This window comes from Dialister sp. i34-0019-2H8 (assembly GCF_042846925.1).
Taxonomy (GTDB): domain Bacteria; phylum Bacillota; class Negativicutes; order Veillonellales; family Dialisteraceae; genus Dialister.
The window spans coordinates 2420148-2442500 of the sequence record NZ_BAABYQ010000001.1; the positions used below are offsets into that span (position 1 = coordinate 2420148).

The 22353-nt window shown below is 52.6% G+C and carries 14 protein-coding genes, 2 rRNA genes and 1 CRISPR repeat array (1 of these 17 cut by a window edge); of the genes, 4 read left to right on the forward strand and 12 right to left on the reverse strand.

Annotated features, from left to right (window positions below; genetic code table 11):
- Window positions 1-2: 2 nt before the first annotated feature.
- Window positions 3-857 carry an IS3 family transposase gene (locus ACGG9R_RS10535; protein WP_287835595.1) on the forward strand — a complete coding sequence of 285 codons (855 nt, stop codon included), beginning with the start codon at window positions 3-5 and terminating at the stop codon, window positions 855-857.
- A gap of 335 nt (window positions 858-1192) precedes the next feature.
- On the opposite strand, the gene ACGG9R_RS10540 is transcribed toward ACGG9R_RS10535, so the two are convergent.
- From ACGG9R_RS10540 to ACGG9R_RS10555, 4 genes are all read right to left on the reverse strand, one after another.
- A complete protein-coding gene (locus tag ACGG9R_RS10540; RefSeq protein ID WP_390154834.1) occupies window positions 1193-1621 on the reverse strand; it encodes an Hsp20/alpha crystallin family protein in 429 nt (142 codons plus the stop codon).
- Between the two features lie 696 nt (window positions 1622-2317).
- Window positions 2318-2719: a hypothetical protein gene (locus ACGG9R_RS10545; RefSeq protein WP_390154836.1), complete on the reverse strand. Its 402-nt coding sequence runs from the start codon at window positions 2717-2719 to the stop codon at window positions 2318-2320.
- Window positions 2712-3239 carry a hypothetical protein gene (locus ACGG9R_RS10550; RefSeq protein WP_390154839.1) on the reverse strand — a complete coding sequence of 176 codons (528 nt, stop codon included), beginning with the start codon at window positions 3237-3239 and terminating at the stop codon, window positions 2712-2714. Before ACGG9R_RS10550 ends, ACGG9R_RS10545 begins: the two co-directional genes overlap by 8 nt.
- Before the next feature lie 610 nt (window positions 3240-3849).
- Window positions 3850-5133 (reverse strand): adenylosuccinate synthase, encoded by a 1284-nt coding sequence (locus ACGG9R_RS10555; RefSeq protein WP_022105857.1) that lies wholly within the window; start codon window positions 5131-5133, stop codon window positions 3850-3852.
- Between the two features lie 801 nt (window positions 5134-5934).
- On the opposite strand from ACGG9R_RS10555, the gene ACGG9R_RS10560 reads away from it, so the two are divergent.
- From ACGG9R_RS10560 to ACGG9R_RS10570, 3 genes are all read left to right on the forward strand, one after another.
- Entirely contained in the window at window positions 5935-7371 is a 1437-nt protein-coding gene (locus ACGG9R_RS10560; RefSeq protein ID WP_390154842.1) for a class I adenylate-forming enzyme family protein, read from the forward strand.
- Window positions 7372-8544: 1173 nt separating this feature from the next.
- A complete protein-coding gene (locus ACGG9R_RS10565) occupies window positions 8545-9063 on the forward strand; it encodes a hypothetical protein (protein ID WP_390154845.1) in 519 nt (172 codons plus the stop codon).
- 114 nt (window positions 9064-9177) lie between these two features.
- Window positions 9178-10365 carry an iron-containing alcohol dehydrogenase gene (locus ACGG9R_RS10570; RefSeq protein WP_390154848.1) on the forward strand — a complete coding sequence of 396 codons (1188 nt, stop codon included), beginning with the start codon at window positions 9178-9180 and terminating at the stop codon, window positions 10363-10365.
- A gap of 147 nt (window positions 10366-10512) precedes the next feature.
- Window positions 10513-10774: direct repeats of the CRISPR family, unit length 20 nt; unit sequence CTGCCTATGCGGCAGTCAAC.
- 131 nt (window positions 10775-10905) lie between these two features.
- Here ACGG9R_RS10570 and cas6f read toward each other — a convergent pair.
- The 8 genes from cas6f to ACGG9R_RS10610 form a co-directional block, all read right to left on the reverse strand.
- A complete protein-coding gene (gene cas6f / locus ACGG9R_RS10575; protein WP_390154851.1) occupies window positions 10906-11481 on the reverse strand; it encodes a type I-F CRISPR-associated endoribonuclease Cas6/Csy4 in 576 nt (191 codons plus the stop codon).
- A 1-nt stretch (window position 11482) separates the two neighbouring features.
- A complete protein-coding gene (gene csy3, locus ACGG9R_RS10580) occupies window positions 11483-12505 on the reverse strand; it encodes a type I-F CRISPR-associated protein Csy3 (protein WP_390154854.1) in 1023 nt (340 codons plus the stop codon).
- Window positions 12506-12519: 14 nt separating this feature from the next.
- Entirely contained in the window at window positions 12520-13410 is an 891-nt protein-coding gene (gene csy2 / locus ACGG9R_RS10585) for a type I-F CRISPR-associated protein Csy2 (RefSeq protein WP_390154857.1), read from the reverse strand.
- Window positions 13407-14594 (reverse strand): type I-F CRISPR-associated protein Csy1, encoded by a 1188-nt coding sequence (locus ACGG9R_RS10590; RefSeq protein WP_390154860.1) that lies wholly within the window; start codon window positions 14592-14594, stop codon window positions 13407-13409. Before ACGG9R_RS10590 ends, csy2 begins: the two co-directional genes overlap by 4 nt.
- A 2-nt stretch (window positions 14595-14596) precedes the next feature.
- Window positions 14597-17950, reverse strand: coding sequence for a type I-F CRISPR-associated helicase Cas3f (gene cas3f, locus ACGG9R_RS10595; protein WP_390154863.1), 3354 nt, complete (start codon window positions 17948-17950; stop codon window positions 14597-14599).
- A 6-nt stretch (window positions 17951-17956) separates the two neighbouring features.
- Entirely contained in the window at window positions 17957-18916 is a 960-nt protein-coding gene (cas1f, locus tag ACGG9R_RS10600; RefSeq protein ID WP_390154866.1) for a type I-F CRISPR-associated endonuclease Cas1f, read from the reverse strand.
- Window positions 18917-20580: 1664 nt separating this feature from the next.
- A 5S ribosomal RNA gene (gene rrf / locus ACGG9R_RS10605) occupies window positions 20581-20697 on the reverse strand.
- Window positions 20698-20782: 85 nt separating this feature from the next.
- Window positions 20783-22353, reverse strand: a 23S ribosomal RNA gene (locus ACGG9R_RS10610) (it continues 1355 nt past the right edge of the window).

Below are 22353 nucleotides of genomic sequence, written 5' to 3' on the forward strand. Positions count from 1 at the left end.
TTATGGAGCTGTCAGGAGAAATCCCAGTAAAGATCCTATGTAAAGCAATGGGCATCCAGCGGAGCAGTTTCTACGCATGGAAGAAGCATCTCTCCCATCCTTCGGAAAGAGAGAAGAACCTTGCAAGCAATGTCAGGCTGTTTCAAGAATACCACTCGAAGTATCCGTCGCATGGTTACCGCTGGCTGAATGCCAAGATACGCCTAGACAAAAACATTGTCCTGTCTGACCCCTATGCTCATAAGTGTTGCAAGATTGCGGGAATCAAGAGCAAGTCCAAGCATTACCGCTACAAGAAGGCTGGAGATCCGGCACGGATATTCCCAAATCTGCTCCTGTCAGAGATGCAGATTGACGGGCCGATGCAGTGCATCGTGAGCGATATGACAGCGTTTTATGTGAAGGGCGCCTACTACGAACTGACTCTTTACATGGATCTCTGGAACAATGAGATTGTCATCTATTCCCTTTCGGCAAAGCGTGGCGACCGCATGACCTATATCAGTGGGCTGAGAGATCTGATTGCATGGAAGGAGCAACATCCAGAACACCAAATGATCCTGCACACGGACCAGGGATCTGTCTACGCATCTAAGGCCTACAACGACCTGCTGCCCATGTACGGCATTACCCGGTCGATGTCACGTGCCGGAACGCCGACAGATAACGCTGCAATGGAATCTGTCAATGGATGGATTAAGGCCGAGATGTTCATGGACTTGCACGTGACCGGAGAGAAGTCCATCGCGGAAGAGGTGGATGATTACATCCATTTCTTTAACGAATATAGGCCAGCCTATACACTGGGCTACTTGACGCCGAAGCAGTACCGAGAACGCCATATTTCTAAATGCTGAACTTATTCAAGTTGTAGTTGGCATAAAGTGTCTGGCGGTTCCCGAGACGATGTTGGAAGATTTACTGTATCTTGTACAAGTATTCAATTTTTATGCCTAATTTTTTTAGTTTCGTGTCCAATTTTTGTTGACAAGTGCAGACCAACCTCCGCCCCTTCGGGGCACCTCCTTCCAAAGGAAGGAGGTAGAAAAAAGGCGCTGATGTCTTCCAATCTCCCAGTCTCCTAGTCCCTTAATCTCCCAGTCCCTAGCCCCCATACACCACAAAGCCCCTGACCGGAAAATTTCCGATCAGGGGCTTTCTATGCGATCGCATCAGCGTCTCTCAAAAGACATTAGTCGATCGTGATCTGACGCGATGGTTCCGCCTTCTTTTCTTCTTCCTTCGGCAGCATGATGGTCAGGATGCCATCCTTCAGTGCCGCTTTGATGCCTTCCTCCTTGATGCCTTTCACCGTGAACTGACGGCTGAAGGAGACAGAAGCACGTTCGCGGCGGATGTAGTGATGCTCTGTATCATCGGCATCCTTCTTGTCTTCCTTCCTTGCACCCAGAGACAGGATCCCATTCTCATAAGAAATATGGATCTCTTCCTTCTTGAACCCCGGCATATCGCAAGTGATCTCGTAATGATCCTTCTTATCCTCAATATCGACCTTCGGGACAGCGGTGTAATCCTGATACACCGTCGGCATATCATCATCAAAGAAGTGATCCAGAACCGTATTGCCAAACAGACCATCAAATGGAATCAAACTACGCATATCAAAGACCTCTTTCTTTTTATAATTTTCTTCAGGAGCCCTTTCGGTTCTCCCTTGAACAACTATAGTATAGCACTTTTAGCACTCATGTCAATAGAGTGCTAAATTATTTTTGATTATTTGATTTAAGAGGATGAAAATGTGAAATATCTTCCGCGGCTGCGCTGATTTTTTAGACGATCGCACTCTCGTATCGTCAGCCTTCCCTATGAAAAGATGCCTCAAAGGTGCGAATAGGAGAGGGGCGGCAGGAAAGACAGATGAGGAAAGCGGAGAGGTGCACGGCACATGTGGGAAAAGCGTGAGTCCCTGACCGCAAATGACAAAGTTTTCTCGTTTCGCTCGGAATGACATGCGTGAGGGATGGATAGCTTCACATTGTTTTTCAAACCGCGGCGAGGATCCATCCTGCGCCTTTGGCGCGCCCCTTCTCTAAGGGGCTGCTCAGCGGGGAGGAGTTCCGTAACCCCAATCCCTGCTTTCAAGGTTCATGGTTCTCGTGGCGGCTTCGCCGCCACTTTAGATGATGCTGTCCTCGTATCGTCAGCCTTCCCCTCTAGGGGAAGGTGCCCCGAAGGGGCGGATAGGGCACTGGCGGTATGAAAGACAGGGACGCTGATGTCTCCCAGTCTCCCAGTCTCCCAGTCTCTTAGTCTCTTAGTCCCCAGTCCCCAGTCACCAGTCACTAGTCACCAGTCAGCTCGACACGTTTGTGACCGTGATGATGCGTTGGTCCTCATGCTCTTCTCTCGTGTACGTGATCCGCACCGTCCGCTTGTACCCGCCCTCTGCATCCGATGCCGTAGAGGTCACTGTCCCCTCCGTGCGGGATGCCGATGTATCTGTCACCGTCACCTTGACCCGCCGTCCATTCACCGAGAGCGTGAATCTCTGATTTCCCATCGCCCCCGTCTTCAGCCGCCCTAGCGCCACATTCGCTCCGCTCTCTGCCGCATACACCGAAGACAGCCCCTGCTGATAGAGGTACGCCTCCGAGGCCGTGCGGGAGACATAGTAGAGCGCTCCCGCCGACAGCGTCACCAGCATGGAAAAAAGAAGCAGCAGGCACAGCGTCATAGAGCCCTTCCTTCTATTCATAGCGCTGCCCCTTTCTGTAGAAATCGGCATACGAGAGAAGACTCGTCCGGAAATCCATCATTTCCCCTGACGGGCGATGCAGGATCGAGAAGGAGATCACAAGCGCGCCCTCCCCGTTCTTGACAAAGAGCGGCCCCTCCTCACAAGTCAGGGCGTACTCCTCCTTCCCCGATGTCGTCCCCGTCACCGGCTCCGTCGTCATCCCGTACACATCGAGCTTCAATTTCTCCTGATTCAGAAAGAAACGATACGTCTTCTCCTCGCCCGACTGGTTATACGCCTCGTAGCTGTAGGTATCGCCGGAGATCGAAGAAGCCGTCCCCCTCTTGAGCGCATTGCGGAGCTGCTCGGTCATGAAATCCATGGCATAGAGTCCCTCGCCCGCGATCCGCGAACGCTTCGCCATGAGATCCACCGCGCGCACAGCCTCCGCCGCGAAGGGATAGAGCACCGCCGAAAGCGATGCGATCAGGAAAAGCGCGATCAGCGCCTCGAGAAGAATATATCCGCGCCTCTTCATGCTCCTCCTCCCTTCCTCGCCCTGACAAGGAAACACCGCGTCTTTCTCTTTTCCCTATTATAACAAAAAGGCGATGTGAAATAACGATCATCTCATTTTCGCGTTCCATCTGCCACGGGGGACTTGCAGCTCTCATAGGAGTGACAGGGAAGCCTTATCCCAGCTGTCTTTCATGCCATAGTCACCCTATCCGCCCCTTTCGGGCACCTTCCCCTAGAGGGGAAGGCTGCGATACGAGAATACCATCTTCTAAAAAAGGCGGCGAAGCCGCCACGAGAGCCCTGATCCCTAGTTACCAGTCAACGCACTCCGCTTTTCTCCCTCCTTCCTTTGGAAGGAGGTGCCCCGAAGGGGCGGAGGTTGGCTGCGTGAAGCGATATTTTCACACGCGGGGATGCCAACCCCGCCTCGCTTCGCTCGTCTGCCCCTTCCAGAGGAAGGGGCGAGAATGATTCTTGATCGGGCATCGCCTCACATATAATTGCGGCGAAGCCGCCACGAGAGCCCTGAACCCTGAACCTTGAACCAAATAAAAGCAAAGTAAAAAGAGGCTGCGAAGAAATGAATCCTCATTTCTTCACAGTCCCTTTTGCATTTCATTCTTAGATCCTTAGAATACTTCTTTGATGACGATGGTCTGCTCACGGCTCGGGCCGACAGATACGATGCCGATCGGTACACCGATGAGCTTGGAGATGCCTTCGAGGTATTCCTTGCAGAGAGCCGGAAGCTCATCATAGCTTCTGATATCGGAGATCTTCTGCTTCCAGCCTTTGAAGGTCTTGTAGACCGGGGTGATCTTTTCAAGGAATTTCAGGTCAGCCGGATATTCTTCGATTTCCTTGCCTTCATATTCATAGCCGGTGCAGACTTTGATCTCTTCCATATCATCCAGAATATCCAGACGGGTGATCGCGAGGTAATCGAAAGAGTTCAGCTCTGCCGCATAACGGACAGCGCGGGTATCGAGCCAGCCGATACGGCGCGGACGGCCGGTGACAGTGCCGAATTCATGCGCGGTATTTCTGAGATAGTCGCCTGTCTCATCGAGCAGCTCCGTCGGGAACGGGCCCTGGCCGACGCGGGTGCTGTACGCCTTCACGACGCCGAAGATATTCTGCATGTTGTGCGGTCCGATGCCCGCGCCGATGCAAGCGCCGCCTGCCGTCGGGTGGGAAGAGGTGACGAATGGGTAAGTCCCGTTATCGCAGTCAAGCATGGATGCCTGCGCGCCTTCGAAGAGGACATTCTTGCCTTCCTTCACCAGCTTCTGCACCGTGTAGTTCGTATCCTTGACATAAGGGCGGAGCTTTTCCGCATAGCCGAGGTAGTCAGCAAGCATCTGCTCATAGTCGAAGCCTTTCACGCCGTAGAGCTTTTCGAGAAGCATATTCTTCTGATCGACATTATATTTCAGCTTTTCTGCAAACGTTTCCTTATCCATCAGGTCACAAATGCGGATGCCGATGCGGTTGATCTTGTCCGCATAGCACGGTCCGATGCCATTCTTCGTGGTGCCGATCTTGCGGCTACCTTTTCTGGACTCCTCCGCTTCATCGAGACGGATATGGTATGGGAAGACCACCTGCGCACGAGTGGAGATCTGCAGGTGCTTCGCATCGATCCCCTGCTTTTCCAGATTTTCCATTTCCTCCAAAAGGCTCTTCGGGTCCACGACGACACCGGTGCCTACGATGCAGATGGTACCGGGATACATGATGCCGCTCGGCATGAGACGCAGCGGATACGCTTTGCCCCCAGTCACGACCGTGTGACCCGCATTATTTCCGCCCTGGGAACGGACGACTACATCTGCTTTCGCCGCAAGATAGTCTACGATCTTGCCTTTACCTTCATCGCCCCACTGGGCACCAATTACCATTGCTGTTGCCATGATTCATTCTTCCTTCCTGTGACGGAATTTTTTCCTCAGACAGATGAGAGAGGAAATCAAAATCTGTACGTTTTACATTTTTTCGCACAATTACATTTTTATTATATCATATAGGGGAAGAAATGAGGAATGAGGAATTAGAAGTGGCTGGTGGCTGGTGACTAGGGATGAGTGGCTAGGGATTAGGAGACATCAGCCGTCAGACCCTCATATCGTCATTTCGAGCGCCAGCGAGAAATCTTTGTCATTCGCGTTCTGGCGGTCAACGTTTGGAAATTCCAAACAGGAAACCTGCTGTCCACTTCCCTTCGGGCATCGCCATTATTTTACTCCGCGGCGCTTCTATATTTTTATGCGCCGCACCACCATTTCGCATTTCTCATTTCTAATTCCTCATTCGAGCCGAGCCGAGCCTTCATCCGCCATCAAGAAGCACGCCCCACGGGCGTGCCGCATCCCACCTTGAACCCATCATGCGTTATCTGTTACAATAGATAAGATAAATTCATAATAAAAATGTTGCCGAAGAAGGCTCCCTCCGGTTTGACGTTTTGAAAAACGCCTATGCGCATCACGCCTTGCACCCGACGGAAAACGTCGCTTGTCAGGCTGTGTTTGCCAGAACAAATGGGACATGCGCCCTCGATTTATGCGCCGTACCACCATTTCTCCTTCGGGCAGAGCTTTCATTCGCCATCAAAGGGCTGCACGGCCCAAGGGCTAACCATAGCCACCATTTCCCGTGACTAGTCACCAGCCACTAGCCACCAGTCACATTTCACACACAGAAAGGTCCCCCCTATGTTCCTACATGAAATCATGAAAGGCGCCGATCCATCCCATCTGGCCTTCACCGGCGAAGTCGACGTCACCTATGGCGCACTCGAAGACGCCATCCACCGCTACCGGAATGCCATTTACGCACTGGGCGTCCGCGAAGGCGAGCGCGTCAGCCTCTACTCCGCGAACCGTGCAGAATTCGTCTACGCCTTCATGGCCGTCGTGAGCCTCGGCGCGATCATCGTCCCCGTGAACAACTCCCTCGTAGACCGCGAAGTCGACTACATCCTGAAAGACTCGGGAAGCACCCTCCTCATCACAGACACCTCCATGGACGTCTCCGTCCCTTCGATTTCCATCGAAGAGCTGGATGAGAAATCACACGAACCGCTCCCCGAAGCCCCTGATTTCCCGAAATCCCTCACCGAAGACGACGTATGCGCCCTGATCTACACCTCCGGCACCACCGGCAGCCCCAAAGGCGCCATGCTGACGCACAAAAACCTCGTCAGAAACGTCGAACAATTCACCGCGCGGATCATCTTCAAGCCGGAAGACAAAGTCCTCTGCGTCCTACCGATGTTCCACTGCTACGGCATGACCACCATCGTCCACGGCAGCCTCTACGCCCACTCGACCATCGTCATCCTGCGCTCGCGCACACCCACGGAGATCATCAATACCATCGTGAAATACGACGTCACCATCGCCATCATGGTCCCCCCGATGTACAACCTCCTCGCGCGCAAAGGCGACCCCTCCCTCATGAAGACCGTCCACACCTTCATCTCCGGAGGTGCCTCCATCCCGCAGCCCGTAGCGCAGGCCTTCTTCATGCGATACAAACACCCCGTACAGGAAGGCTACGGCCTCACCGAAGCCTCCCCCGTCGTCTGCGTCCTGCCGACCGCAAAACCCAAGTACCTGACCAGCGGCCCCGCCATCCCCGGCGTCGAAGCCATGATCTCCGTCGAAACGAACGGCCCCTACGTCCCCGGCACCGTCGGCGAGCTCCTCGTCCGCGGCGACAACGTCATGAAGGGCTACTGGAACAAACCGGAAGAAACCAAGAAAGTCCTCACCGAAGACGGCTGGCTCCACACCGGCGACCTCGCCTACATGGACGAAGACCGCTACATCTACATCGTCGACCGCCTGAAAGACCTCATCATCGTGAACGGCGAAAACATCTACCCCGGCGAAGTCGAAGACTGCATCTACGAAGTCGAAGGCGTCGGAGAATGTGCCGTCGTCGGCCAGCCCGATGCCCTCCGCGGCCAAGTCGTCTGGGCCTACGTCGTCATGAAAGAAGGCTACACCTTCGACGAAAACAAGATCCGCAAATACATGATGAAAAACATCGCCAGCTACAAGATCCCGAAACGCTTCATCCCCATGGACGCACTTCCGAAAAATGCCACCGGCAAGATCCTGAAACGCGCCCTCCGCGAAAGCTAAAAAAAGCGCCTCCGACTCACGGAGGCGCTTTTTGCTTGCAGCTGGTGACTGATGACTAGGGATAAGCAGCTAGGGATTTAGACTAGGAGACCGAGAGACATCAGATATCAGACATCTGACTTCTATCATCCATCCTTCGGACATCGCCCCGTTTTTTACTCCGCGGCGCTTAGATCCTTCGACTCAGTTCTCCTATTTCAGATAAGCCATTTTTAAGGAAACACTGATTAAATCGTTATCAGATTTCATTCTTGGATTTTTATACAGAGCGAGGAGACATTCGACGCGAATAGCGAGCTATTTAAGGAGAATGTCGACGACACTATGTATAAAAATCCATATGAAATCTGATTCTGCGATTGAATCAGCGTTTCCTTAACATACGACGTTTTTCTCCGCTCAGGATGACGAAATGCGCCGCCCCCCCCTTCGAACCTCTTGAACCTGTAAAACCCGCTCCCCCTCTTTCGCAAACAATCAAAGGACAGCCCCCCCGAACCTTGAAGGCAGGGATTGGGGATTACGGAACTCCCCCCGCTGAGCAGCCCCTTAGAGAAGGGGCGCGCCAAAGGCGCAGGATGGATCCTCGCGGCGGTTTGAAAACCAATGTGAAGCTATCCATCTCTCCCGCATGTCATCCCGAGCGCAGTCGAGAAACCGTTGTCATTCGCGGTCAGGGACTCGCGCTTCCCACACATATGCCGCGCACTTCTCCGCTTTCCGCTGGAAAAGAAATGGTAGGGGCAGGTTCAGGGGTAGCGGATATAGCAGAGAAGGCGCCCACTTCGCCGCCAATAGACCTATGACGATACACGCAGCCCCTCTTTTTCCCTCCTTCCTTTGGAAGGAGGTGCCCCGAAGGGGCGGAGGTTGGCCGCGTGAAACGGTACTCCCACATTCAGGGAAGCCAACCCCGCCTCGCTTCGCTCGTCTGCCCCTTCCAGAGGAAAGGGCGCGAATGATTGTTTACGAGAATACCCTATATTCTAAAACTCCGCGGCGCTTCCCTATTTTTATGCGCCGCACCACCCCCGTCGAACCTCTTGATCCTATAGAACCTATAGAACCTGCGCCTCCTCTTTCGCAAACAATCAAAGGGCAACACGCCCCCTATCCCCTCTCCCGTCTATGTTACAATAGAGAAAACCATTCATTGCACGAAAGGAACCCCCTATGAAACGCAGCGAACCCACATTAGACGACCAGATCCGAAGCATCCACTACAAGTACGAAATCCCCCAAGACAAAGCAGAAGCCCTTCTCGCAAGCGGCCTCCGTTTCCTTGAAATCGACAAAGCCGCCCTTCTCTCCATCCTCGCCGAAGTCCCCATCGATACCATCCTCGACATGCGGAAAGATGACCCATGGGGATGCATCCAGAAAAAGCTAGGTCTCACCGCTGCGCTCTATGAAGAACGCCTCCTGCGCCATCGCGCCCGCCGCCTTCACCGCTTCTACGGCATCCCCGAAGACCGCGCCCTCCCCCTGCTGCAAGACGGCTACCCGAACCACTGGCTCCGCCTCGCCTACCTCTTAGAACAGCACACCGGCGCCTCCATGGAAGACATCCTTGCCGCGCGTAAAAAATCCGAAAAATGGAAACCCTGGGCAGAAGCACGCCTCGGCATCTCCCCCGAAGATTTCACAAAATGGATCGCCGAGACAAGGAATCCAAGTCTGCCGAAAAAGTGAAAGGAACACCTCCCCCATTGAACCCTATGAACCCATAGAACCCACCAAACCCATTTAAGGAAAAATGATTCAATCAGCATTTCCCTAGTCACCCATGACAAGAAAGGCATCCCCATGACCCACGATTTCATCTACCACAACCCCACCAAAATCTACTTCGGAAACGGCATGCTCGCCCACCTTCCCGAAGAGATCAGCCGCCTCGGCAGCCGCGTCCTCCTCATCACCGGCGGCAGCTCCGCCAAAAAGAGCGGCCTCTTCGACAAAGTCCTCGCAGAAATCAGCCAAGCCAATGTCGACTGCTACGGCCTCTCCGGCGTCAAGCCAAATCCCGAGATCGACCTCGTCCGCGAAGGCATCCGCCTCGTACGCGAAAAACGCCTGGACCTCATCCTCGCCCTCGGCGGAGGCTCCGTCCTCGACACCGCCAAAGTCATCGCAGGCAGCACCCCCTACGACGCCGACCCCTGGGACCTCATCCGAAACCGCGCCGCCATCGACACCGCCCTCCCCCTCATCACCATCCCCACCATTGCCGCGACCGGCTCCGAAATGAATGCCAGCGCTGTCATCACCAACCCCGAGACCGAAGAAAAATACGGCTGGACCGCCCAGGCCTTCCGCCCCTCCGTCTCCTTCCTCTGCCCCGAAAATACCTACACCGTCCCCGCCTATCAGACCGCCTGCGGCTCCGCCGACATCCTCTCCCACATCATGGAAGTCTACTTCCAGAAAGAAGAGACCTTCCCCGCCACCGAAGCCTACATGGAAGCCATGATGCGCTCCGTCATGAAAGACGCCCCCATCGCCATGGCCGACCCCGCCAATGAAGCCGCCCGTGCAAACCTCCTCTGGACCGCCTCCTGGGCCATCAACGACTTCATCGACAGCGGCCATGCCGTCTCCTGGACCTGCCACGGCATCGAGCACGAACTCTCCGCCCACTACGACATCACCCACGGCCTCGGCCTCGCCATCCTCACCCCCGCCTTCCTCACCTACGTCCTGGACGAAACCACCGCCCCCCGCATCGCCCGCTTCGCCGTAGACGTCATGGGCGTCTCCCCCAAAGGCAAGGACACCATCAAGATCGCACAGAAAGGCATCAAACGCCTGCGGAAATACTTCAAAAAACAGCTCCGCCTCCCGACCACCCTCACAGAGATCGGCATCGACGACACCCGCTTTGCCGAAATGGCCGAAAAGACCATCGCATGGAAGGGCACCAAAGACGGCCTCCTCCACGGCTTCGTCAGCCTCTCCGCCAAAGACCTCGAAGAGATCTACCGCCTCGCCCTGTGAGTACCCACCGCCGGTAAACCTCACCGCCCATAAAGCCCCGACCAAAGGGAACACACCAAAGGAGAAAACAAGCCATCAAAAAAAGCCCCTGCCAAAGGGGCTTTTTTCATCTTACCATCCTGCATGCCAGCCGGTGTCCCGATCCTCCCTCCTATGCGGCAGTCAACAATAAAGACGAAGATCTCGCTTATTCAGAATCCTTTCTAAGCTGCCTATGCGGCAGTCAACTACTTGTAAAGCGGCTCTTGGGGGCGGCTCTTTTTCTAAACTGCCTATGCGGCAGTCAACACCCGTAAGATGGCACAGATGAACCAGGACATTTTCTAAGCTGCCTATGCGGCAGTCAACATGGCGCAACAAAATCTTCATAAGACCTAGACATTTCTAAGCTGCCTATGCGGCAGTCAACTGCAGGAGAAAGTGAAAGAGCTTCGGCGCCATCGAGGGAAAAACTATCTCCATCTATTTTACCCAAAGTTTCAACAGGGCACAAGAAAAACCGATAGAATCGGCTTTTCTTGCATTGGTCAAAAATTTTGGTCAAAATTCCGGCACAGATGCACTATCGCTCAAGCCATAGGTGCTCAGTGTTCCGGACTGCTCTATCTGACAGGGTGTCTTCTTGATGAAGAGAGAAAAGGTCTGAGCGGTAGATAAGCTTTTCATCTGGATGAATGGCAGATCGTATGTCTCTTTTCTCCGGCCAAGCAGACCGAGCGCGTCCTCATAAGAGACGCCTTCGTGCCGCCGGACGTAGCGGCGCGCTTTTCTCTCCACGGATTCATCCGGCTGATATCGGCTGTAAATGCTATAGCCGATGATGCGGCGTTCCACTATTTTTCGGATCTTTGTCAGGTGTACATAGTCAGAAAGTCGTTCCAGCCCCTGGTCTAGGTGCAATCTTTCCAATTGTTCTGCCGAGGGAGCGAGGATACGGATCTTATTTCCCAGCCCTTTGTCCTGATACGCCGGGAAGGCCAGCGCGGTCTTCACTATCCCTTCTCTTCGTTGTTCTTCAGCCAGTGCCAGATGCAGCTGGGTGAATACCTTCGTCCAAAGAAAGGATGGCGAGACTTCACCATCTGGAATGAGGGTGATATCCTGATAGTAGTTCATATTATTCCTTTCCGCTTGCTCCAAACACACCGCCACGAACAAGGACTGCCATGACATAGTCTTTGTCCGTTTCGTTTTCAGGTGCCGTTCCGGTCGACCAGTTATCAAAGAGTGTATAGAAATCTACTTTCTCTTTCGGAGAGCGGAAGGCTTTCCCGAGTGTGGTCACAGCGCCGTATGGTTCTGCTGCGATCGGGCCAAGGCCAGACACGCCATACTCCGGATACCATGTATCGATGGTACGCAGTGCATTTCCGATCTTCTGAGAGTGCATGGCCACCATGCCATTGACCTGATACAGCACCTTGCTCTTTTTCCCGTTCCCTTTGTCAAGGATCAGTTCTTCACTCGGGTATACTTCCTGTCCATGTCCCATCAAAACGCAGGCTTCGATTTCAAGGAGCAGATAGCTGATCCTGCCGCACAGTGCATCAGCGATTCTGGCAGAGAGCTGATCCAGATCAGGGCTATGCTTATCGAAGTTCTTCAGGCTGTAGTCATATCCGTCAAATGCCATGGTCTCCCCGGATGGCTTGACACGTACAATGACTTCGACTTTTTCTGCGCCCACGCGATTTCTCCAGAAGAATCGTCCACTGGCGATATTGGTGGCATAGCGATGTGCCAATTCCGAGAACCCGCTTTCCTCGATGTAGTCTTCGACCATTTTTGAAATGCCTCGGCCGTGTTCCTCTTCATTGCATACGGATGGATGCTGTACCCCAGACAGGACTTTCAGTGTAAAGCGAAGCTTTAATGTATCCTGATCCAGTTTCAAAGAGGCGCTGTCTACGGTCTGCAGATTGGCCTTTTCTACTTCTGCATTGAGCTTCATCGGATCATTCTTGACAGCTGCTTTTAAGCGATTGGAGATGGTCCCGCGCACCGACTTCTCGATCAGCGCGATCGGCTCTTCTTCTGTCTGTCTTTTTTCCCAGCTTGTACCATAGAGGAAACCATCGGATGGGACCAGTTTCTTCTCAAATGCCAGTACGCTTGCTAATGCAATTTTCTTGTTTGCCATGATTGTTCTCCTTTTTATTTTTCGTTTTTACAAATATACAGATCATTGCCTTCATCATATTCGTAGTGCCACATCAGGTCTTCGACGGAAGAGAATCGAAAGGGCATTTTGAATTCGCCCAATGTGATCACAGGTTCTGCAAAGCGATGCGAGACATTCGGATCTCTCTGCGCTTTCACCTTTCCCAAGCGGGTCAAGCCTTGGAAACCGACAACAAGGGGGATGAGCCAGCCAGCTTCTCTTCGCTTCGAGGTCCAGGCGCGCACTTCGTTTTCTTCATTGATCTCTGCTTCATGGTGGATCGTCAGAAAAGAGAGGAGTGTGTCCAATGTATCTCCCTCTTCATTTCCTGCTTCTTTCAGCAATCTGCCTCTCTCGACCACCGCGAAGCCGGGCATCAGTCGATGGAGGATCTTCTTTTCTTCCTCCGGGTGTTCCTCGCTGATAAAGTATACAACGGGCGTTTTGAAGGAAAGTATATCTCCTCCTGCTATTTTGAGAGAGGGAAGTGTCTCTCCGACTGCCTGCAGCAGTTCCTCTTTGTTATCGGCAGAAAGGCCGCTGCATTTGACCAACAGGGATACTTTGAGATGGATCCGAGGGTCTTCGATAAAGGGCGGACGTTCAAATGTATTTCCTCCCTTTTTTCTAAGCGGATTGGATGAGATGGCTATAGAGTAATGGTAATCCCCAGGGTTCTTATAGACCTGCAGGCGGCTTTCATGGCTGATCACGCCAAGGCTGATGAAACGGACTTCACGCAAGGATTCTGTCAGCCGCACTTTTCGCTCCAATGCATGCACGGCTCCCATCCACGCTGTCATGGCAGGAAATCCGATGGTACAGAGGCTGCTTAGTGCATTGGCATTTTGTATCTGTATCTCCGGCAGCAAAAGGTATGTCATGATTCGTATCTCACCTCATCTTTCAGTACGATCTCCATTTGGTCCTTAAAGTTGCGCCATTCCGCGTCTCCCAAGGAGACGGCTTCTTCTCCCAAGAGTTTTTCATAGGAGAAAACTACCCATCTGGCAAAAGCAGCTGCGATCTCACCTGTCCAGGAGGGCTCCAGGCGCTCTTCCATGCAAGCATCGTCCAGCCAGATTTTCTGTGATCTCGGAAGTGCTGTATACGTCTCCTCTTCGCTCCATCCAGCAGCGCCTGCTCGGATCTGATAGGCGACCAAAAGGACGGCGTCGATCATTTCATCCACCAGATCGTGGATGGCCTTTCGTATTTCCATGGTATTCCGCTCTTGTTTCATATAGGCGTGCAGCCGATACAGGGCGCTGCTTTGTGATTTATACCAGATGGACTCTTTGAAGAAATCCGATCTCGGCACCCTGACCTTCACCTCACGCAGAGCTGGCGGCAGGGAAGAGAGAAGATAGGCCTTTCCTCCGCACCGGGAATTCAATGCGCTGATATTCTGCGGCTTGGTCCCTCCAAAGCCTATCATGGTGAGTCCCGTGACTTCTTCGCAGGGCTTTCCGTAGTTCTCTGATTTCTTATTGTAGCAGTCTATTTTATGGCCATTGATCGCTCGGATCCTCTGATACATTTCCAGCGCGAGGCAGGAGGATGGCATGACCGACAGCAGATGATATTCTCCCTCCGCTATCGGGAAGTAGACCTGTCTAAGATGCGTATCTGTCGCTTCCGGTTCCTTTTGGCTGTCTTCCAGCATCTCTTGGACTTTCTTTTGCAGCTTTTCTATGGAAAGTGACAGCAGTTCCAGTTCTTTCTCAAGTTCCTTGTCTCGTGTAATGACTGCCTCCAGCACATTTTTATCGGGAGTCACTGGACTGAGCAGCAGACTGGCGCTTCCAAGATACTGCGCCGGTGTCAGAATATCCAGACTGCAGGTGCTCCCTCCGGTCGTCACATAGCCTGCCACTTTTTTCGAATGGCTGCATACGGTGGTCTTGATGTCCGGATTTGTAAATTTCCCGACATGACTGGCCAGATGACATTCATTCATATGCATGACCATCGCGTCAAACCATTTGGCTGGTGTTTTTCTCTTTTTTGCCGCATTCTCTATGATATATTCGTGCAGCGACGTCACTTCCTTCTCTTCTTTTGCCACGCTTATCCCTTCCTTTCCTTAAATAATCCCAGCTGATCCGAATACAGCCAGTGGGTATCCCCAGACGTTTTCGGCATGGTGATTTCACCATACTTCCTTTCAGCCTGCTCGATCTGTTCCTCTTCTGACCGGGGATCTTCCATATCGATCATCTGTCTCACAGACTTTGCATAGTCTCGATGTATCCACAGACGGCGTTCCATGTCTTCTGTCATGCCTTCATAATCATCAATATGCAGGATGGCCTTTCGATCGACAAGGCTGCCGTGGTCATCAAGTTCACAGAATGTTTCTTCTCCATCAGTATATCTCACAGTGAGCTTTACGTCTTCTATCGCATTTTCACGGAAACGCCTGAATTCCATGGGAAGTCCAGTCAGCCACCAGTATTCATCGAGCCAGCCATGCATAGATTGTGGGCCTACGTCTGAGCGGCTGTTGAAATCCATCATCGTCTGGTGTTCGAGATCGATGAGCTTGCTTTCCGGATGGAGTTCCTCCGGCTTCCGGATCCTCGGCGCGGCATCGATGCGGTTTGCCAGATCATTGACATCGATCAGCTGTTTCATATCATGGCTTTTCAGCTGGTACTTCCCGACTTCATAGCCGGGCCATTTGAAGGCTTTCGGTTCTCCCTTCAACCCACGAAGATTGTACTCCATCACAGCCACATTCGACGCTGCCTGATCTTTTGCAAGAGTGCGATGACGCATCACGCGTCCGGAAAGCTGGATGATCGAGCGATAGGAGGAGGGCTCGATCACCGCCCAGTCAAAGTCATGGTCTCTGCCGGTTTCTTCGACCGGCGTAGCCACGACGAGGAAAAGGATATTTCCCTCCCGGCTCTCATCGATATGACGGCGAATGACCGGGTCTGTCAGCTCCGCACTCTGTCCTTCTTCCCCCTTGCGGGACAATACGCTGTCCAGATATTTTTCCTGTTCATGACGCAGGAGAAGGATCTGCCGGCTGTGGTAGGTCATCAGCCGCACCGCTACGTCCTGGCTCCATGTACATCGGAGCAGGTACTCTGAAAGCTCCACGCAGGGATTGATATTCGCCATGCGTACCACGCCAAAGGATACACGCTTTCCTGTCTTTCGGTCGATGATATGATTCTGCTCGTGCATTTTTTCTGCAGCCTTCCGTATCTCCTCAAAGTAATGGAGTTCCAGAGGGGCATCCCCGTCCCGGGAGCTGCACTCGATCAGTTCACCCTTCCTTCGGACGATCTGTGTTTTCAGCTTCCGGCAGCGGCTGGCGACGAATTTCTGATGCAAAAGAGCAAAGTCTCCTTCCTTTCCCGCCTGCATGTCCTGTACGACAGCTTTATATTCGTCACACCAGAGTACGGCACAATGCTTCTTTGCTGCGAAGAAATCATTGTACACGGAAAGCCCTGCCTGATAGGCATGATACATGCCCTCCGCCAGGTCAGGCGGAATCGTCGCGGAAGAAAGCCCTACATTCCGTCCCAGCATACCGGCAAGGTGTACCAGTCTGGCGATCGCATAGAGATCCTTTGTCGTAAAGTCATCGATCTCATCGATGACCAGGTCAGATGACATGAGCCGCAGAAAGGGGAGCATGTACCGCCCGCCTTTGATGGTCTGGACGGCTCCCATCATGTGATCGATGGTCGCTGTCAGGATAGGCTTCAGCAGCAATGCCTTGTTTTTATCCGCGCGCCGGTTCGTATCCCCCAGAAAGAGATCCAGGAACTGCATCTCTCCGCCATCGAAGGTATCCAGATATTCTACATTTTCCTCCATCCATGGCTCCGCCGACTCTGCGCCGCAATCGCTTTCTTCCTGCGATTTTTCATGGAGCGCCCGAACGGCATCTGATCCAATGAGCACAGCCAGCTCGCTCCCATCCATGCCCAGCTGCCTACGGTAAGAGTCTCCCGTTTGCAGTGTCAGGGAGCGCAGCCCCAGTGCCAAGATATAGCGAAGAGATTTCCGATCCGGAGAAATGGCATTCATGATTTTCGCATTCGCTATCGTTTTCCCGCACCCGGTACTTGCCATATTGACAATGAACCAGGATGTATCTTCGGCCTGTTCCTTTCTGAATGCATGGATCTTAGCTGCCGCTTTTTCCTGCCATGCATACGCGCCTGTTCCTTGCTTCTTGAGTCCGCGTACATCATAAGCTCTTTCCATCTTCTCTGCAAAAAAAGGAAGCCTGTGTGCCGCTCTGAGCGACTGATCGCACACCTTCAGCAGGTGCTCTTCCAGATACTGCCTGCATGCACCGCGTCCATCGCCATCGATATTCGCCCACAGGCGAGTCACTTTCCAGACCAATCTCGCAGACGGCTCCTTTTCCAGCGAAGACGCATAATGATCTCCGATCATCAGGCAGAGTCTGGCGTACGCAAGGATCAGCCGAAAGGCCGGCCTTTCACAAAGTGCCTGCCCTGCCATCGCCACGGACGGCAATGACCCATAGGCCTCCTGCAGACGGCTCACCCATTTGCGCACCGCTTTCTTCCACGCAGGAGATTTCTCCCAAAGAAGTCCTTCCGAAAAGCAGAAACATTTCGCCCGGAGAGCGGCAGATATCTCCTCCGTCCTTTGATTTTGATACCCCCAGTCCGCTGTCAGATGCGACCATATACTTTGGAAAGACGCCCTGCACACATTTTCATATCCTGCTCTGGCATCGCCTTTTTTATCTGCCATCCTGTGATGTGACAGGATGAGCCATGCAATGACAGAGGCCAGCGGCGGCAGCTTTCCCAGATGACACTGTCTTTCTTCCGTCAGATTTTCTCCGACCTTTTTCAGAAGCTCCGCTTCATCAAGCGTTCCGGAGATGAGAGCCTGCATCCATTTTTCATCCGTCTCTTCTGCGCCAGTGACTACGACTAGCGCCTCCAGCAGCTTGCAGGAGATCCACTCGTGCCGAAAAGGATCCATCCGATTTTTCCCGCCATGCCTTCTTAACTTATCCTGAAAATAGTCATTTGCCTTTCCCCAGTCATGGAAAAGCGCAGCCACAGCTGCCAAAGCCTTAATGAGAGGCAGGTACTGCCACTGATTCTCCCATTCAAAGTGAGATACATTTTTCTGCGTCCAATTGACAGGCACCAATCCCTCTGCATTGAACTTATCCCGATTTCCCACGATCCACAGAAGGTCGCTCCGCGAGCGCGATCGGATCCACCGGCAGGATACAGCCATGCTCTTCGTCGCATTCCTCCGCAGTGCCGTTTTGACAGCGAGAAGTCCGGCCTCCGTGATCACCGTCTGCCAGGCATCATCCCCGATGCGATCAGCAAACGAGTCCAGAATCTTCCGTACAGTAAGGACCGCCTTCTTCTCGCTTTGACTGATAAAGATGACCATCATGCGGCATCACCTTCTCTCTCCGAAATGCTGGCTGACGCTTTTGACTTCACCAAACATGAAATCAAGCACTTGATGCTCCGTGAATTTTTGCAGCAGCTGCTGACGAAACTGCTGCTCCGTATCATTTTGCGAAGAGCAGATAAATGACCATGGGAGAACCACAGCATCCTTGATCAGATCTGCCACATCAAAGACCAGCGCTCCCCGCCTCGTCTTTCCGTGCATCACAGCAAAGCCATGTGGAATGCCAAGCACCCACAATGTCACAGCAGATAGACCATATGCCAGATAGTTTCCATGATTCAGGAAAGCATTCGCCTGATCTTCTCCCGAGTGATCTCTTGTAAATCCGGAAAGGCCCACGGCATGTGCCGCATACTTGTAAAGCTCTTTCGTGAACCGCGCCTCGCTGCTTAAAAGCTCCGTCACGCTTTGCGCCTGCTCGATCATGCGTCGATATTCCTGGATCGCCATTTCCATTTCCATATCATCCACATAGAAACCCGCATCCTGCAGATCTTCATCCTTTTCCCAAACTCTTTCGATAAAAGCGCAGCGCTTTCTTTGAAATTCTTTGGCAGCAGACAGCCGTTTCTTCTCATCAAACCAGAAAGACAGCCATCCTTGCACATATTCCGTCGGGCGATATTCATTTTGTGGATTCAGCCACTCGATCTCTGTTCCGGCCAAGAGCGGCGTCGCACCACCACCGCAAAATCCAACAAGTACCCCCGCTCCGGAGAGCAGGCGCATCGCCGCCTGCGTAATGGAGGTGCCATTTCCCAAAAGGATCACGGTCGTATTCGCGATCGGGATATTCCAATACGCATTTCCTTTCTCTGTCTCCGTCAAATAGAGGACCCGTCCATCCTTCTGCATCACACGGCATTTCGAAAGATAATAAATATTGGCCCGCTTCGAATGAAGAATGGCCTTGTATTCAGACTTTTCCATCGTGTTTTTCATAGGACCCCCTGTACGTCTGCTAATGAAACCTAGGGAAATGCTGATCATTTTCTTTTATTTTATCAGACAAGAAAAACAAAATATAACTACATGAGCAAAAATGATATAAAGTTATTCTATAACTAAGAATAGATCGCATCCCATATGCACCCTCTGCGGATCAGCTTTTCTTTAGTATAGCACAGGTATGATGACAAAAAACGCCCTAAGAGAGCCCGATCGCTCATTTTTCGCAAGAACCCCTCTTGCATTTTATGCACCTTCTTATCCTAGGAGTGACTGGTGACTAAAAAGCCGCTTTCTGGCATCGCTCCAATAAAAAAGGCGGCGAAGGCGCCTCCATACAAGCCTTCCCCGCATGGGGAAGGGGGACCGCGTCAGCGGTGGATAGGGTGCTTTCGTATGCAGCACAAATGCGCCTCCCTTTCCCCTATACTACCATCTGTCTTTCATACCATAGTCACCCTATCCGCCCCTGCGGGGCACCTTCTCCTAGCAGGGAAGGCTGCGATGCGAGATTACCATCCTCTAAAAAAAGGCGGCGAAGCTGCCTCCATACAACAAAGCTCCCTCCACTTCGGTCGGGATGACGTTCAAGAAAGACGGATAGCCTCACATAGTCTTTCACACCGCTGCGTGGATCCATCCTGCGCCTTTGGCGCGCCCCTTCTCTAAGGGGCTACTCATATCGTTGTTATGACTGGTAACCCGTGACTTGAATACCACTTTCGGGCATCGCCCAATAAAAAAGGCGGCGCTCAGGTGCTTTCGCAAGCAGCACAAATGCGCCTCTCTTTCCCCTATACTACCATCTGTCTTTCATACCATAGTCACCCTATCCGCCCCTGCGGGGCACCTTCCCCTAGAGGGGAAGGCTGCGATACGAGAATACCCTCTTCTAAAAAAGTCGGCGAAGCCGCCACCTCAACCCTGAACCTTGAACCCTGAACCAAATGAAAGCAAAGCAAAAAGAACCAATCCTAGGAGTGACCGGGAATCTTTATCTCAACTGTCTTTCATGTCATAGTCACCCTATCCGCCCCCGCGGGGCACCTTCCCCTAGAGGGGAAGGCTGCGATACGAGATTACCATCCTCTAAACAGGCGGCACACCACCCTTGTGAAACTATCCACCCCCCAAGCACCGTCATCCCGAGCGAAGCCGAGGGATCTTTATTGCACTGCCGCCATATGCACACATGCGCCCTCACTCAAACGACACCTTGGTGTTTCCTTTTTGCCTTTCCCTCGCTCACGATTTACCGCTCTGCAAGAAGGATCCCTCTACTTCGGCCCTCATGACACGCAAGAAAGACGGATCGTCTCATATCGTTTTTCATACCGCTATGTAGAGTTGTGCCTCTTCGAGGCACTCTATCCTGCGCCTTCGGCGCGGACCGTTTGGCCTCACAGGAAGGCGCCTTAATGGGCAGGCTAGGCGCCTCTTTGGATTAGGCCAAACTCGGAAGTCCCTCTGCGGGACTTCCGTCTCCAAGGGCCTACTCGTATCGTTGTTATGACTGGTAACCCATGACTAAAATGCCACTTCCGGGCATCGCCCCAATAAAAAAAGCGGCGAAGCCGCTACGAGAGCCCTGAACCTTGAACCCTGAACCAAATGAAGGCAAAGCAAAAAGGACATCTTTGTAGATGTCCTTTCATGTTAATCAGCAGCTTCCTATCCTCCCGGGCCGCTTCCAGCCAAGTACTTTCGGCGTTTGTGAGCTTAACTACCGTGTTCGGCATGGGTACGGGTGTATCCTCACAGCTATCGCCACTGAATCGTTGAGAGTGTCTGTTCTCTCAAAACTATATAGAAGAAAAGTTTTCCGAAGGGCTTCCGCCACTTGGTCGCGCTTGTGAAATTCAAGTTAAGACCTCGACCTATTAGTACTGCGTCGCTCCAACCCTTACGGGCCTTCCACTCACAGCCTATCAACCTCATCGTCTTTAAGGGGTCTTACTCATTGCTGATGAGAAGTCTCATCTCGGGACGGGCTTCACGCTTAGATGCTTTCAGCGTTTATCCTTTCCGGATGCGGCTTTCCAGCCGTGCCACTGGCGTGACAACTGGTACACCGTTGATCCGTCCACTCCGGTCCTCTCGTACTAGGAGCAGCCTCCCTCAAACTTCTTGCGCCCGCGATGGATATGAACCAAACTGTCTCACGACGTTTTGAACCCAGCTCGCGTACCACTTTAATGGGCGAACAGCCCAACCCTTGGAACCTACTCCAGCTCCAGGATGTGATGAGCCGACATCGAGGTGCCAAACCTCCCCGTCGATATGAACTCTTGGGAGAGATTAGCCTGTTATCCCCAGGGTAGCTTTTATCCGTTGAGCGATGGCCTTTCCACACAGTACCACCGGATCACTAAGCCCGACTTTCGTCTCTGCTCGACTTGTCTGTCTCGCAGTCAAGCTCCCTTCTGCCTTTGCACTCTTCGGTCGGTTTCTGTCCGACCTGAGGGAACCTTTGGGCGCCTCCGTTACTCTTTCGGAGGCGACCGCCCCAGTCAAACCGCCTACCTGAGATGGTCCACGAGGTTGTTAGCCTCCGTGTTAGAATCTCAGCAATACAAGGGTGGTATCCCAACATCGACTCAGTATAAGCCAAAGCCCATACTTCAAAGTCTCCCACCTATCCTGTGCATGCATCACCGAGATTCAATCTCAAGCTGCAGTGAAGCTCCATGGGGTCTTTCTGTCCAGTCGCGGGTAACCTGCATCTTCACAGGTATTTCAATTTCACCGGGCCCCTCGTTGAGACAGTGCCCAAATCATTACGCCTTTCATGCGGGTCGGAACTTACCCGACAAGGAATTTCGCTACCTTAGGACCGTTATAGTTACGGCCGCCGTTCACTGGGGCTTCAGTTCAATGCTTCGATTGCTCTGACATCTCTCCTTAACCTTCCAGCACCGGGCAGGCGTCAGCACCTATACTTCAGCTTTCGCTTTCGCAGGCACCTGTGTTTTTGGTAAACAGTTGCTTGGGCCTCTTTTCTGCCACCTTGTTCTGTTCCAGGGGTTTCTCCCTTTCGCTTACTTAAGGTCATCCTTCTCCCTAAGTTACGGATGCAATTTGCCGAGTTCCTTAACGAGGGTTTTCCCGCGCACCTTAGGATTCTCTCCCCGCCTACCTGTGTCGGTTTACGGTACGGGCGGATACTTTCTCACTAGAAGTTTTTCTTGGCAGTGTAGGATCTATGAGTTCGTCATACTTTCGTATAACTCCCCATCGTGTCTCTGCTTTTAGAATCAGGGATTTGCCTCCGATTCAACATACGCACTTGGACGCGCTCTTCCAGTCGCGCGATCATATGCCTTTCTGCGTCGCTCCATCGCTCAAACGATTGTATCCGGTACAGGAATTTCAACCTGTTGTCCATCGCCTATGCGTCTCCGCCTCGGCTTAGGTCCCGACTTACCCTGAGA

Bases quoted from the DNA above. Each gene is read 5' to 3' on its own strand.
- ACGG9R_RS10535 (WP_287835595.1), top strand. From the start codon at position 3: ATGGAGCTGTCAGGAGAAATCCCAGTAAAGATCCTATGTAAAGCAATG.
- ACGG9R_RS10540 (WP_390154834.1), bottom strand. From the start codon at position 1,621: ATGCGTAGTTTGATTCCATTTGATGGTCTGTTTGGCAATACGGTTCTG.
- ACGG9R_RS10545 (WP_390154836.1), bottom strand. From the start codon at position 2,719: ATGAATAGAAGGAAGGGCTCTATGACGCTGTGCCTGCTGCTTCTTTTT.
- ACGG9R_RS10550 (WP_390154839.1), bottom strand. From the start codon at position 3,239: ATGAAGAGGCGCGGATATATTCTTCTCGAGGCGCTGATCGCGCTTTTC.
- ACGG9R_RS10555 (WP_022105857.1), bottom strand. From the start codon at position 5,133: ATGGCAACAGCAATGGTAATTGGTGCCCAGTGGGGCGATGAAGGTAAA.
- ACGG9R_RS10560 (WP_390154842.1), top strand. From the start codon at position 5,935: ATGTTCCTACATGAAATCATGAAAGGCGCCGATCCATCCCATCTGGCC.
- ACGG9R_RS10565 (WP_390154845.1), top strand. From the start codon at position 8,545: ATGAAACGCAGCGAACCCACATTAGACGACCAGATCCGAAGCATCCAC.
- ACGG9R_RS10570 (WP_390154848.1), top strand. From the start codon at position 9,178: ATGACCCACGATTTCATCTACCACAACCCCACCAAAATCTACTTCGGA.
- cas6f (WP_390154851.1), bottom strand. From the start codon at position 11,481: ATGAACTACTATCAGGATATCACCCTCATTCCAGATGGTGAAGTCTCG.
- csy3 (WP_390154854.1), bottom strand. From the start codon at position 12,505: ATGGCAAACAAGAAAATTGCATTAGCAAGCGTACTGGCATTTGAGAAG.
- csy2 (WP_390154857.1), bottom strand. From the start codon at position 13,410: ATGACATACCTTTTGCTGCCGGAGATACAGATACAAAATGCCAATGCA.
- cas3f (WP_390154863.1), bottom strand. From the start codon at position 17,950: ATGATGGTCATCTTTATCAGTCAAAGCGAGAAGAAGGCGGTCCTTACT.
- cas1f (WP_390154866.1), bottom strand. From the start codon at position 18,916: ATGAAAAACACGATGGAAAAGTCTGAATACAAGGCCATTCTTCATTCG.